The organism is Streptomyces luteogriseus (assembly GCF_014205055.1).
GTDB lineage: Bacteria > Actinomycetota > Actinomycetes > Streptomycetales > Streptomycetaceae > Streptomyces > Streptomyces luteogriseus.
Window position 1 is genome coordinate 8,681,815 of sequence record NZ_JACHMS010000001.1, and the last position, 13,470, is coordinate 8,695,284.

General features: G+C 71.3%; 8 protein-coding genes and 3 pseudogenes. 4 read left to right on the forward strand and 7 right to left on the reverse strand.

The genetic code is table 11. The annotated features are described in order from the left end of the window. Positions 1 to 21 precede the first annotated feature (21 nt). Positions 22 to 3,678: an ABC transporter ATP-binding protein gene (locus BJ965_RS38555; protein ID WP_184918040.1), complete on the forward strand. Its 3,657-nt coding sequence runs from the start codon at positions 22 to 24 to the stop codon at positions 3,676 to 3,678. A 270-nt stretch (positions 3,679 to 3,948) separates the two neighbouring features. On the opposite strand, the gene BJ965_RS38560 is transcribed toward BJ965_RS38555, so the two are convergent. The 7 genes and pseudogenes from BJ965_RS38560 to BJ965_RS39775 form a co-directional block, all read right to left on the reverse strand. Next, the gene (locus BJ965_RS38560) at positions 3,949 to 4,182 is read right to left on the reverse strand and encodes a hypothetical protein (protein ID WP_184916553.1); all 234 of its coding nucleotides are present in this window, start codon (positions 4,180 to 4,182) and stop codon (positions 3,949 to 3,951) included. A 252-nt stretch (positions 4,183 to 4,434) separates the two neighbouring features. Then, positions 4,435 to 5,402, reverse strand: a pseudogene (locus BJ965_RS38565) (TniB family NTP-binding protein). 86 nt (positions 5,403 to 5,488) lie between these two features. Beyond that, complete coding sequence (locus BJ965_RS38570; RefSeq protein ID WP_313666663.1) at positions 5,489 to 7,288, reverse strand: Mu transposase C-terminal domain-containing protein; 1,800 nt, start codon at positions 7,286 to 7,288, stop codon at positions 5,489 to 5,491. A gap of 76 nt (positions 7,289 to 7,364) precedes the next feature. Further along, positions 7,365 to 7,613, reverse strand: coding sequence for a hypothetical protein (locus BJ965_RS40275; protein WP_313666662.1), 249 nt, complete (start codon positions 7,611 to 7,613; stop codon positions 7,365 to 7,367). Then, positions 7,610 to 8,365 (reverse strand): TnsA-like heteromeric transposase endonuclease subunit, encoded by a 756-nt coding sequence (locus BJ965_RS38575; RefSeq protein ID WP_184906738.1) that lies wholly within the window; start codon positions 8,363 to 8,365, stop codon positions 7,610 to 7,612. Before BJ965_RS38575 ends, BJ965_RS40275 begins: the two co-directional genes overlap by 4 nt. 160 nt (positions 8,366 to 8,525) lie before the next feature. Then, entirely contained in the window at positions 8,526 to 8,810 is a 285-nt protein-coding gene (locus BJ965_RS39770) for a hypothetical protein (RefSeq protein WP_246546280.1), read from the reverse strand. Further along, positions 8,786 to 9,403 carry a hypothetical protein gene (locus tag BJ965_RS39775; protein ID WP_246546283.1) on the reverse strand — a complete coding sequence of 206 codons (618 nt, stop codon included), beginning with the start codon at positions 9,401 to 9,403 and terminating at the stop codon, positions 8,786 to 8,788. The genes BJ965_RS39770 and BJ965_RS39775 overlap by 25 nt, the downstream gene beginning before the upstream one ends. A 758-nt stretch (positions 9,404 to 10,161) precedes the next feature. Between BJ965_RS39775 and tap the strand changes: the two are divergent. From tap to BJ965_RS40280, 3 genes and pseudogenes are all read left to right on the forward strand, one after another. Then, positions 10,162 to 12,408 (forward strand): annotated as a pseudogene (gene tap, locus BJ965_RS38585) (telomere-associated protein Tap). Positions 12,409 to 12,420: 12 nt separating this feature from the next. After that, positions 12,421 to 12,972, forward strand: a pseudogene (tpg, locus tag BJ965_RS39780) (telomere-protecting terminal protein Tpg); the annotation flags it as partial. Between the two features lie 63 nt (positions 12,973 to 13,035). Continuing rightward, positions 13,036 to 13,170 (forward strand): hypothetical protein, encoded by a 135-nt coding sequence (locus BJ965_RS40280; RefSeq protein WP_313667821.1) that lies wholly within the window; start codon positions 13,036 to 13,038, stop codon positions 13,168 to 13,170. The last annotated feature ends 300 nt before the right edge of the window (positions 13,171 to 13,470 follow it).

Sequence of the window (13,470 nt, forward strand, 5' to 3'; positions counted from 1 at the left end):
AGCACTTCCGGCATGCCTGACATGTCCGCCGCTTCCGGTACGCCGATACGGCGCCTCCTCGGCTGCTGCCGCCGCTACCCACGCACCGTCGCCCTCACCCTCGGCGCCACCGTGGCCGCCATCGTGGCCGCGGCGGCCGTGCCGCTGATTTCCCGGGCCATCGTCGACCGGGTGATCCTCGCGGACGAACTCCCGTTGCTGCCCTGTCTGCTGGTGCTCCTGGCGGCCGGCTGCGCGCGCTTCGGCGCCGGCGCCGCCCAGCGCTGTCTGGCGGCGCGACTGTCCTGCGACGTCCAGCACGACCTGCGGATGCGCACCTTCACCGCGCTCTCCCGCCTGGACGGCGCGGGCCAGGACGCCTTGCAAACGGGCCAGGTCGTCAGCCGGTCGATCTACGACCTGTCCATGGCGCAGGGGCTGCTCGCGATGCTGCCCACCATCCTCGGCAGCGTTCTGCTCCTCGTCCTGTCCCTCGCCGTCATGCTGGCCCTGTCGCCGTTGCTCACCCTGGTCATGCTGTTCGTCCTGCCGCCGCTGCTCTACACGGCCTGGCACAGCAGCAGACGCCTGTACCCAGCCACGTTGGAGGCGCGGCAGCGCGAGGCGGCCGTCGCCTCGGTCGTCGACGACGCGGTCGCCGGCGTCCGCGTGGTCAAGGGGTTCGGGCAGGAGGACCGTGAGCTGCGCAGGCTCGGTGCCGTCGCGAACGCCCTGTTCACCGCGCGGCAGGGGGTCGTACGCCTCAACGCTCTGTACGGGTCGACCCTGCAGGCCCTGCCGCTCCTGGGCCAGGTCGGCATCCTCGCCACCGGGGGCTGGATGGCCTCGCGCGGCGCCATCTCCCTTGGCACGTTCGTCGCGTTCTCCACCTATGTGGCCCAGATCGTCTCGCCGCTGCGCGGCCTGGCCACCGTGGTGACCAGCCTCCACCAGGCGCGGGCCAGCGTCGTCCGGGTCTTCGAAGTGATCGACACCCGCCCCGGCATCACGGACCGCCCCGACGCGCGACAGCTGCCGCCGGGTCCTCTCGGTATCGAGCTGGCCGACGTCACGTTCGGATACGAGGGGGCCGAGGCGCACCACGACGGGGAGACACACGCGGACGCACGCCCCGTGCTGAGCGGGCTCTCCCTCACCGTCCGGCCGGGCGAGACGCTCGCCCTGGTCGGTGCGCCCGGTTCCGGCAAGTCCACGGTCTCGCTGCTGCTGTCGCGCTTCTACGACGTGCGGGGCGGAGCGGTGCGCGTCGGGGGCAGCGACGTGCGGGACCTGGCCCTGGACTCGCTGCGGTCTGCAATCGGCCTGGTCCCGGAACACAGCTTCCTGTTCTCCGGCACCGTGCGCGACAACATCGCCTACGGCCGCCCCGACGCCACGGACGCCCAGATCACGGCGGCGGCCACGGCGGCTGGCGCCGACGGCTTCATCCGTGAACTGCCCCACGGCTACGACACCACGGTCGGCGAACGGGGCTTCACCCTCTCCGGCGGCCAACGGCAGCGGGTCGCACTGGCCCGGGCTCTGATCACCGACCCCCGCGTCCTGCTGCTCGACGACGCCACCTCGGCCGTCGACTCCCGCACCGAGGAGGCGATCCACGCCGAGCTCCGGCAGGTCATGCGGGGCCGGACCGCCCTGCTCGTCGCCCGCCGCCGCTCCACCCTCCAACTCGCCGACCGCATAGCACTCCTGGAGGACGGCAGGGTCGGCGACACCGGCACGCACGACGAACTCATGGCTCGCTCGGCGGCGTACCGGGACCTGTTCGCGTCCGCCGCCGCCCCGAACGACGAGGAGGCAGCCGGACACCACGACGCAGCAGCCCACACGGCCGCTCCGTACGACGAGTTGCTGCCCTTCGACACCGGCCCGGCCCTTGCCACGGAAGCTCTGGAGCGGGACGCCGCCGCCCCGCCGCAGCTCGCCGCACTCGCTCCCACCGCCACCGCGCCCGCCCCCGAAGCGGAGCCCGGCTTCGGCCTGCGCGGTCTGCTGCGCCCCTTCCGGCGCGCGCTCGTCCTGGGGGCGGTGTTCGTCCTGCTCGACGCCCTGGTGAGCGTGTTCGTTCCGCTGCTCATCCGCACGGGCATCGACGACGGCATCCAACAGGCCGCGTCCCGCGTGGTGTTGGCGACCTCCGTGGCCGCCGTCGCCATCGTGCTGGTCGGCTGGGCGGCCAGCATGGCCCAGATCAGGACGAACGGCCTCCTCGGCGAGCGCCTCCGCTACGTGCTGCGGCTGCGCGGCTTCGCCCATCTGCAGCGCCTCGACCTCGCGTACTACGAACGCGAGCTGTCCGGCCGGATCATGACCAGGATGACCGCGGACGTGGAGTCGGTCGCGGCGTTCGCCCAGACCGGCTTCGCCACCGCGGCCGTCAGCGTGATCTCCACCCTCTCCGTGCTGACCGTGCTGCTCGTCCTGGACTGGCGGCTCGGCCTGGTGGTGTGCGCGGGCCTGCCGGCCCTGGTCGGCGCGACGGCGCTGTTCCGGTGGGTGGCCGCGGGAGCATACGGTGCCGCCCGCGACACGTCCGGCGCGGTCAACGCGGAGCTGCAGGAGCACGTCGCGGGCCTGCGCATCGCCCAGGTCTTCTGCCAGACGGAGCGCGGCGCCGACCGGTTCGCCGACAAGAGTGCCGCCTACCGCACGGCCCGATTGCGCGCCCAGCGGCACGCGGCGGGCTACTTCGGTTTCGTGGAACTCCTGCCGGGCGCGACCGCCGCATGCGTCCTGGCTTTCGGCGCGGACCGAGCCCGTGACGGCGGCCTCACCATGGGCATGCTCGTGGTGTTTCTCCTCTACGTGGATGTCCTGTTCTCCTCCGTCCTGCAACTCTCCCAGGTCTTCGACGGCTATCAGCAGGCGTCGGTCGGGCTCAGCCGCATCCTGGACCTCTTCGGTACCCCTACCGGCACTCCCCGAGCCTCACAGCCACTCCCCGTAACCCAGTTGAAGGGTGCGATCGACTTCGAAGACGTACGCTTCCGCTACCCCGGTGCGACGCGCGACGCGGTGGACGGGGTGCGCCTGAGCATCCCGGTCGGCCGGACCGTGGCTCTGGTCGGAGAGACTGGCGCGGGCAAGTCGACACTCGTGAAGCTGGTTGGCCGGTTCTACGATGTCACTGCGGGTGCCGTACGCGTGGACGGGTATGACCTGCGCACGCTGGAACTCGGGGACTACCGGCGGCGCCTCGGCATTGTTCCGCAGGAGCCGCACCTGACGGGTGGCACGGTTTACGACGCCATCGCGTACGGTCGTCCTGGAGCGGCCGAGGGCGAGGTGGAGGCCGCGGCGCGCGCCGTCGGAGCTCACGAGCTGCTCTCCCGGCTCCCTGGTGGCTACCGGCACCCCGTCGGGGAGGGCGGCCGCACCCTGTCCGCAGGCCAGCGCCAACTCATAGCCCTCGCTCGCGCCCAGCTGATCTTGCCAGATGTGCTCCTCCTCGACGAAGCTACCTCGGCCCTGGACCCGGTGACCGAAGCAGCTGTCTCCGATGCTGTAGCCCGACTTACCGAGGGTCGCACCTCCCTGATTGTTGCCCACCGACTCACCACCGCCGCCCGCGCGGACTACATAGTCGTTTTGGCGGATGGCGCCATTGCTGAGGAGGGCACCCACACGGACCTCCTCGCTCGCAACGGCCCCTACGCCCGTCTGTGGCTGGCGCACTGACGGGGGCGGACCGCCGCTCTCGTCCTGCCCGTTGTCCCCCCTACGGCCCGACGGCTGACTACGCCGGCAGATCACCCGCCAGAAGGGGATCGTCACGCATTTGACCGAGACCTGTGCCTCCGACGGCTCGAACAGATCGCTGATGTGCAGGGACTGCCGAAATCGACCATCTACGCGGTCTTAGGCGGGCGCTTGCCCAGCCGGGACACCTTGGCTGCGCTGGTCACCGCTGGGGCTGGCCCATCCCCGCGCCCCACCCGGGACGTGCCATCATGACCAGTCGTCCTCAGGACCGTCCGTGAGTCCGAGTTCCGCGTCGGTGAGGGGCTCGCCCAGGTCGGGCATCGCGAAGAGTCCTGTTCGGGTGGTGGTCTCGATGAACCTGACGAACCGGTCGACGGGCCGGTGTACCTGTTCTTTCTCCAGCAGTGCGCGGCAGGCGCGGCAGCGCCATGGGCGCTTCAGGGTGGTCCACTGGGCCCGTGTGCAGGCGGGGCACGTCACGAAGTATGTGGAGGGCCCTAACGCTCGGAGGGGGGTTTGTTGGTGGGTCGGGTGTTTGTTGGCCTGGGGTGTTGTGGGTTTGTTGAGAGGCGGGGTGGGTGGTTGGGGCGGGGTGGGCGGGGTGTGTGAGCTGGGCTTATGTGTTGTGTGTGTGGGGGGTGGCTCGGTTGGTTTGTAGGTAGTTCTAGCGTGTAAAGACTCGGTTGGTGTTTGTGCTGGTCAGCGCTGTTTTGCCTGGTTGGTGGGTCGGGGTTAGCGGTTGCGGGTGGGGCGGTTGTGTTGTTCGGCGAGGTGGTCGAGTTGTAGCGCGTCGAGGGTGGTTTTGGTGATGCGTTCGGTGCCGTCGCAGATGGCGGTGATGGCTGCTTGGCGGATGAGGCGGGTGAGGGATCCGATGCGGCCGGCGGTGCGCTGGTGGAGGTAGGGGGCGTGCCGGAGGAGGGTGCCGGGTTTGTGGTGGTGGAGGTCGAGGGCGTTTTCGATGTCGGTGATGACGTCGCGGAAGGGTTGGCGGGTGCCGTGGCGGGCGGGGAGGGGGCCGCAGGTGATGAGCGTGGCCCGTCCGGCGAGCTGAGCGCCGCGCGTCCCGCTGAACAGGGGGGTGTCGGTGACGTTGATGCCGGCGTAGACGAAGGTGGCGGGGAGGCGTTCGGTGAGGTCTTTGATCAGGTCGGCGGTTTGGGCGCCGGTGGTGGTGCGGGGGTTGAGGCGGTGGATTTCGTCGATGAGGACGAGTTGGACGCCCGCGGTGGTGTAGGTGTGGCTGACGGCGTCGGTGATCTGGGTCTGGGTCATGCGGGTGGTGACGGGGATGCCGAGGTAGCGGGCGAATTCGGTGATGAGGGTTTTCGCGGTGGCGCCGGGAGGGACCAGGACGTACGCCACGGGGGCCGCGGCGTGGGCTGATCCGGGCGGTGCGGGGTTTTTGCGGGTGTGGGCGAGGTGGCAGGCGCGGCCGACGTTGAGCAGGGCGGTGGTTTTCCCGGCTGCGGCGGGTCCGGTGACGATGAGGGAGGGCCGTGCGGTGGTCTGCTGGTGGCGGCCGAGGATCATCAGGGTGCGGACCTGGGTGGCGAGCTGGCTGATGGCGGGGTGCGGATGGTGACGAACGCGGAGTGGTAGGCGAGGCGTTCCTCAAGGCTGCGGGGCGGGTCGTCGGGCTGGGGCGGGGCGGGCGGGTTGGTGGTGGCGAAGCGGTGCCAGCCCCGCCAGGTGGTCAGGGGCCAGGACGGCTCGGCCGTACCCTCGCTGCCCGCGTCGGCGGGTGCGCTGCTCGGGTACTGCGCTGCGGGGTGGGGGCGGGTGTTCACCACTTGTCGGCTTCCTCGTGTGCGTCGTAGAGCCCGAATCCTTCGGCCGCGGCGGGGCGGGTGTCGTCCTCGGGGAGGTCGTCGAGGTCGTCGGTGCTGTCGTCCTCGCCGTGCTGCGCCGACTCTCCGTGCTGCGCCGGCTCGCCGGTTATGGGGCCGGTGGCGTATTGCGGGTGCCGTGCGGCGGCAATGGGCAGTGTGGTGGCGCGGGCGAGGAGGGCTTGTTCGGTGGTGGTGGCGTGGCCGCTGTGGACGCGGCGCATGAGCTGGTCGAGGGCGTCGGCGAGGCCGGCTTCATGCTGCTGGCTGTCGTCGTGGTTGTTGTGGTGGGCGTGGGTGCGGATGTGCTGCCAGGTGTGGTCGTTGAACGGCTGGTGGACGTGGTCGCGGTGGATCCAGGGGATTTCGGTGAGCTCGCCGTCGGGCAGGCGGATCCAGATCTGGCGGACGTCGTGGGGGTTGTAGTGGATTTCCCATTTCCTGCCCCGGCCGGCAACGGGGGAGGCCTGGCCGCGGTAGGGGGCGAGGAGATCGTGGTCGTAGGTGCGGTGGTGGATGGTGATGCCGGCGGGGGTGATGGCCTGCCAGCGCACGGGCAGCAGCTCGAGGTAGTCGCTGCCGGTGAGCGGGACGGGCACGTACCCGGCGACGGCGACCAGCGCGGCCCACATCTGGTTGGGGGTGAGGGCCTTTTTCGGCATCATCGGTTGGCGCAGGCCTTCGTGGGGCCGGTGGTGGTAGTGCACCAGCCATTCGTCGAGCAGGTCCTGGAGCTGGGGGACGCTGTAGCAGGTGTCTTTCTCGGTGTCGGGGCCGCGGCGGGTGACGTCGGATCCGGTGTAGCCGGGCAGGTGCTGGCAGAACAGGGCGTTGATGGTGCCGAACGTCCGCTCGACGATGCCTTTGGCGGTGGGAGCGCGCGGCGGGGCGGGCTGGACGCTGATGCCGAGGTGTTCGCAGGCGGCGGTGAACGCGGCGGAGACGAAAACTTCGCCGCGGTCGACGACGATCGTCTCGGGCAGGACGAAGGGCCGGGCCGCCGCGGCGGCCAGTCGCGCATCCAGCGCGGCCAGCCGCTGGTGGGGGAGTGCGGGGGCGTGGTCCATGCGCAGGATGTCCGGCCAAGTGGGGCGGGCGGGGTGCGGGACGGCCATCTCCGCCAGCAGCAGGGCGGCGTCCACGGCCTTGGTCGCACTCGGGCACAGCACGGCGGCGAGGATGGCACGGGTGGCGACGTCGACGGCAATGGTCAGTTCGGGCCGGGCCAGATGCCCGTCGTCGAAGAGGGCCAGGACGTCCAGGCGGGTGGTGTCGACCTGGACCTGCTCGCCGGGCCGCAGTGCCGTAGCCGGGGTGAACGCCCGCCCGTCGACGCTCGCCGGTACGTGCCGGACGGGTCCGGAGGGCAGTTCGCCGGGCCGGGCGAGATTGGTGACGAGCCGGTACAGCTTGGCCTGGGACGGCGCGGGCACCGTGCCGGGGCCGTGCCGGTCCTCGAGGATCTGGTTGATCAGCGGGAACAGGCCGTTGATGGTGCCCTTGGAGCGGCCGCGGCGGCGGCGCAGCGCTTCGCGGACGGCGGCGACGACCCGCTCGTCGGCCCGGCCGGTGGGGCTGGAGGCGCGGGTGGTGCGGTGGTCGAGCAGCCCCCACAGGCCTTGCTTGCGGTAGGCGAGCCGCATGCGCTGCACCGTGGTGCGCGAGACCCGGCCGAATCCGAGCGCGGTCAGCTCCTGGGCCTTGGCCTGCTCCCGTTCGGCCAGCGTGTACCGCTCGGGGTCGTACTGCTCGCGCACTGCTCCTTCGCTGCCGGGCCCGCCAGGCAGGCCGCATTCGACTTTCCTGACGTGTCGTTGCCAGGCCAGCGCCTTCTCACGCGCCGCGGCAGGGGGCGGTCTCGAACAGCCCCCACTGCGGTGCCGCCTGAGGCGCATCGGCCCCGACGACGGTGAAGCCGGGGTCGGCGAACAGGTGCCCGGCGAGCACGGCCTGGCCGCCGCCGTCCGGGCCGACGAGGTGGATGTCCTGTCCCGACAGGGCGACCACTTGCCACTTCGTGCCACGGAAGCGGATGTGAGCACCGACCTTCACGGCCGGCCGGGCATGGCGCCGCGCGCTCACCCGGCATCTCCGGTCTGGGGGCCGCTCCAGTCCCGCGGGCCGACGGGGACGCGTTCGTGCAGCGGCGTGTCCAGGCCGGCCGTCAGCTGTCCGTGCCACAGGGCGTGAAAGACGGCGGGCAGGACCTTGATGGGGTCGCCGGCCGCGCTGGCGCCTTCGATCAGCGGCCGCGGCCGCGTGAACGCCTCCAAGACAGCGGGCATCAGGCCGGGCTGGCCGGCGTTGCGGGGATGGCGGTAGCCGGCCAGCCATTTCAGGTTGGCGGCCAGTACGTCGTCGAGCGGTGTCAGGCGCCGGTAGCTCCAGCCGATGTGCGCGCACGCTTCCGCGACGGCCTTGGCGGCGCCCCGGGCGCGTTCGCCGTCGGCGCCCGCGTGGCTGGGACAGTCGGCGAGCAGCGCGGTGCCGTCGGTACGACGGGCGAAGAGCTGCGGCACCCAGGAGCGCACCTGCCCGCGGGGATTACGCCACAGCAGCCGCACCGGCCGCCCCGCCAGGCCGGTCACGTCCGGGTCGCGGTCCAGGACCATCAGCTGGGCGCGCATCGCGTTGGACCCGGCGGCTACGTGCCGCCCGGTGGTCGCCGACCACCAAAGTCCCGGCCCCCAGCGGCGTCCCGGGACCACCGGGAACGCCGATACCGGCGGCAGTTCCTCGAACGCCACGGTCATGGCGGCATCCGCCCACCGCTGCTGGACCGCCTGCCCCACTGGGTCAAGGAACACCGCCTCGAACCCGCTGCCCTGGTCCACGTCTGCCCGCCCTGCCCGGCTCCGGGGCCGGGCCGCTCCTGTGCTGGTCACCCGCGCCAGCCAAGCCGCTCCCGCCGGCACAGGCTCCCGTTTTCAGTATTTCTGCCACGAACGAGTGCCGTATCAGCTAACAGCCGACCTGCCCGTCGACGCATCGCTCTCAGCCGCCGGTCTCCTGCCTGCCCGCCGTCAGCATCTGCCTGAGCACCTCAACGGGCACGTCAACCCACCGGGCCACCTCCTCAAGCGGCACCCCGCCGTTCACCGCCGCCAGGGCGGTCCGTTTCCAGGCGTTCTCGATCAGGCCGGCACTGTGACCGAGCCCGCGCAGCAGCCGCCGGGCGACCTCGGCGGTCGGACCGGTCTGTACCCCGCGCAGCTGCAGCAGCTGCTCCTCGGCGCTGTCGATAGCGCTGGTGATCAGCCTGCGCTGCTCGGCGGGCACCGCAGCCCGCCACATCGTCCCCGAACCGGCGCCTTCTTCTCCTTGCCCAGCACCCGCAGCTGCCCGGCCATGGTCGCGCTCTGGTGTTCCTGCCGCAGCCACCACGGGTCGTTGTCGTACCCGGGCGGCCCGCCGGCGCCGCGGCGAAGGCGGATCACGCTGCCCATCCACGCGATGAGCGGCCCGCCGTGGTCCGTCGCGGCCAGCGGCCCCAGCCACCCCCGCCCCAGCCGCTCACCGAGCCTGCGGCAGAACATCCCCTCGGCGGGCAGCGCCCGCGGCCGCCCGGCACCGCTGTCAGCCCACACCAGCTCGGCCATGGCCGGGTCCAGCAAAGCGTCGGCCACCGCCACCACCTCCGGGAAGACGACCGCGTCCCGCCCCACGATCCGCCACCGCTCCAGAGCACCGCCTGCATCCCCGCCCGCGACCTGGTGCAGGCGCCGCGGCCAGATCGTCTCCCGCTCCCACTGCAGGGCCTGCTCCCACCACCGGGCCACCACCGCCTGCGCCAGCGAGAACACCCGCTCCGACTCCGCACCGGCCCGCACCGCCCGCCGCGCCACACCGGCCCACCGCCGCTGCGCCGCCACAACCTCCGGCAGACCACGCAGATCGAGGTGCTCAGAGGCTGGTTGGCGTCCGCGTCCAGCTGCCACCGCCCATGCCGAACACACGCCCGCTCCCACCGCGGCGCGTACCGCACCGCCCGCAGAGCCGTCCCCGTACGCCGGGCCGTACACAGCCGGCAGCCAAACGCCACCGGCCCGGCCACCGCGCCACCGATCCGCCACAGCCCCACCGGATCGCCATCCTCGGCGCGCAGCTTGGTGTCCCCTTCTTCCCAGGACGGCAACGCCCGTGCCAGCACGTCTTCCTCGACGCCGCATATGCCTGCCAGGAGCTGGCGTCCGGCTGCGTTCAGCAGCACCTCGGCGTCGGCCCGTGCGCCTCCGCCCTCGTGCCCCAGGCGGGTAGTTGCGCCACTTCCAGCATGCCCGCAGCACCTTCGCTTCCATCCCGTAGCGGCTCGCGATGCGGCAGATCAGCGACGAGGTCGTCTCTCCCCCGTAGGGGAGCGGGCCGCAGTAGGCGGCGGGAGTGAGGGGTCACTCCACCACGGTCTCGTGTTCGCCGTCTCGGCGGGCGCTTTCGCACGGAGCTGTCTCTGCTAGTCCCCCCATCGGCTGCGGCGCACGGACCCCGCCGCGCGAGGACGGGGGGCGCAGGGCAGGACTCCAGCATCGGCGTCTACCTCAAACGCACTTCGTACGCGATGGGTACGTGCTTCGCACGCCAAACGTACGGTATCTGTACGGTCATGGGCTAGGGTGTTGCTCGGAGGTGTTCCATGTCCGAGTTGTTCGACGCGGTCGATGCGCTGGTTGCGTCCCGGTCTGTGCTGCCGCCGCCGGCGGAACGTAAGCGGCTGCGCCAGGCACACGGTCTGACGCTGGACGAAGTGGCCTCAGCCCTGGACGTTCGACGGGCAACCGTCAGTGGCTGGGAGGCCGGTAAGACCGAGCCCCGCCCGCCGGAACGCGAGGCGTACGCGCGACTGCTCGGCAAGCTCGCGGAGCTCTACCCCGCTGACCCCAACCCTGCGGCGCCCGCGAAGGACACGGCCGTTCCCGAGACGTTTGTGAGCGCGCCCGCCCCGGCTCCGCAGGCGCAGCCTGTGCCCACAGACGCGGCGCCCGAGGCTGCGGCCATGACGACCGGGCAGACGACCCGGACCCGCTCCGCCGACAACGCCTGCCTCCGGCTGCGACATCGCGTCCGGCGCGCACCACCAGGACGACGTCGTCCGCGTCGCGACGCCCGGCCGCGAGGAAGGCGGCCCCGGCCGCGACCCCCGGCGAGAGAGAGCGACTCGCGGTTTGAGAACGGGCCGCTGGCGGTCGTCGACGTCGACGCCGACGGCCAGGCATACGCGTACTGCGTCGGCGGCCTGGTCTTGGACGTGCCCGCCAAGGGCATCCCCTCCCTGGTGGAGTGGACGCTCAAGGAAGCCAGGCTCGGGCGCCGAAGTTGTCCGGGCCGGGCAAGGACGCCGACCCGCTGCTCGTGCTCACCGAGGCCGCCCTCGAGCGCTACGGCCTCCCCGTCGCCCTCACCGAAGAGGAGCGGCATGCCGGGCGGATTCCCGAGCCCACAAGGTCATCAAGCAACTGACCCGCGCCGACTGGAGGCTCACGAAGCGCGGGTTCGGGCCGTGGGCGAGGATCTACCGCCCGGCCCACGGTTCGGAGCGGGGCCTGTGTGCAGTTGTGCATCCCGTCGTGGAACGCGCTGGACACCCGGCACTGGGGCCACGCCGCACAGCTCCCGCCAGCCGAACTCGCCCGCGTCCTGGCATGTACGCATCGAGGGTGATGACGCCGCGCGGCTCAACGGCCGTGACCGGCCTGGAGCTGATGACGGCGCTGCACCCGCCGACCCGCGCCTCCGAGCCCGACGCGACGGGTAAGCGGCACTCCGAGCACAACCCCGGCTCGCTGGGCAAGGACCCGGTGGACTGCGCGCCGTGCGAGGCCCCCGACGGGCACCCGCTGCTCAAAGATCTGCCGCGGTTCCACGTGCGGGGACCTGCGGAGAAGCTGTTCGAGGAGGCGTACGACTGGGCGCGGCCGATGACGGATGCTGAGTGCACCCTCCTGCACCTGGTCGGCATCGACGTGAACGTGGCCTTCGCGGCGGGCGCCAACGGCCTGATCGTCGGCCTCGGTGCGCCGACGCACGTCAAGGCGCCGGTGTTCGACCCGAAGCTGCCCGGCTCGTGGCTGGTCGACCTGTCCCACGTCGACCTGTCCGGGTGAAGGTCGGCAAGGACAAATGGGCGGACCTGGACGCCAGTCTGCTACCCAGCCCGTTCACGCCGAAGGGCGAGCGACCGAGGGCCCGGCCTGGTACGCCACGCCCACCGTCGCGTACGCGGTGGAGCTCGGCTACGAGGTGCGCCCGATCGAGGCGTACGTCCGGTACGACAACGGCCGCTACCTGGACGGCTGGTACAACGGCTGCGCGACGCCTATCTCGCCACGATGGCCGACCTCGGTGTGCACGCCGACATGGAGCCGGCCGACTTCCTGGCGGCGATGGACGGCTACAAGGAGCGTGCCCCCGGAGCTGGCGATCGTCGTCTCGGCGGTCAAGGCGACGGTGAAGGGCGGCCTGGGCAAGCTGCGCGAGCGCCCGCGCGGTGAGGGCTGGAAGCCCGGGCAGCCGTGGCGGCGCTGTCCCGTCCGACATGGCGGCCGGACATCCGCGCGGCGGTCATCTCCCGCACCCGGATCAACCTGCACCGCAAGATCGTCAAGCACGCGGCGTCCACCGGGCAGTACCGGTCGCGATCCTGTCCGACTGCGTCGTCTACGCGGCCAACGGGCCGTCGCCGCTGGACTTCCTGCCCTACCGGGAGGGCAAGCCGCTGCCAGGCGGGTTCAAGCTCGGCATCAACCCGGGCCTGGTCAAGTGGGAGGGCCACTCAGAGCGTCCTGTGGGGCGAGGAGGTCCGCGAGCGGTTCAACGCCCCCGAACTCAACCTCGCCGGTACATCAAGGACGGCACCGTCACCGACGTCGACAACGGAGAATAGGAGAGGGCGACGATGAGCCTGTTCGGGACGCGCCTGGAAGCCGCGGTGCACAAGGCGTTCACCCGCCCAGCGCCCAGAGCGCACCCGCGCAGATGCGGTACCTGGTCAAGCAGCTCAAGAGCACCAGCGGTCGCCCAGCTGCTGCGCATTCTCCCAGCGCACCGTCGAGGCGGTACGTGAAGGACCAGATCAAAAAGCCTCGCCCCGACCTCGGCCGCCCGCCTGAGCGCGAGGTGAAGGCCCGCTGGCAGCCGCAATCCGCGCCAAGGCCAAGCAGCGGGCGGCCGACGACCGGCGGCATCGTCATCGACAACCCGCGCCCGCCTCGGCTACACCGCGCCCATCGGCTCGACGGACCAGGAACCGCCTCCGGCATCTGACCGTGGGCGCTGCCGCCGCAGTACGCCGCCCGCCTCTCGACGCCCAGGAAGCCGGCGCCCAGCGACCAGCAGCTTCAGCAGATCGCCGCCGAAGCGCTCAAGGAGGTGTACTCCAGGACAACGGCCGCCGGCCGGACAGCTGGAGGAGGTCCGGTTCACCGACATCGAGCACCTCGAGTTCGACTGTAGATCTCGCATCACCGCCCTCGAAGACGACCTGACCGCCGCCCGCACCATCCTCCGCAGGATGATCCGTGCCGAAAAACTTTCGGTGAGCGAACATGGCATCGCCAGCAAAGGGACAGATCATGTCCAGCGCATGCCGATGGCGGACAGCTGTTCGATCCGGTCCGGCGACAGCGTCGCGGCTCTGGATCTCTGATTCCCGACCCCATGCGCCGAGTCGGAGCTGGCGCTGCTCCTGGTCCTCGTCGTTGCCGTATGTTCCTGTCGCCCGTGGATGACGATCTGTTCGATGTTTTGCGGGGTACGCGCAGGTGCCCTTCGCGTTCGTAGTACTGCTTGGCGGCGGCGTAGTATGAGGGCCCACTTGTCGGCCTGCGAGGTGCGCGACATTCGGCTTCTCGTCGTCAGGGCGGCCTCGATGCGAGGATGTGCTCGCACATCCACTGCTGCACGGTGGTGAGCTTGTCCCAGCCGAGCGGACCCCCCGCACCCACCG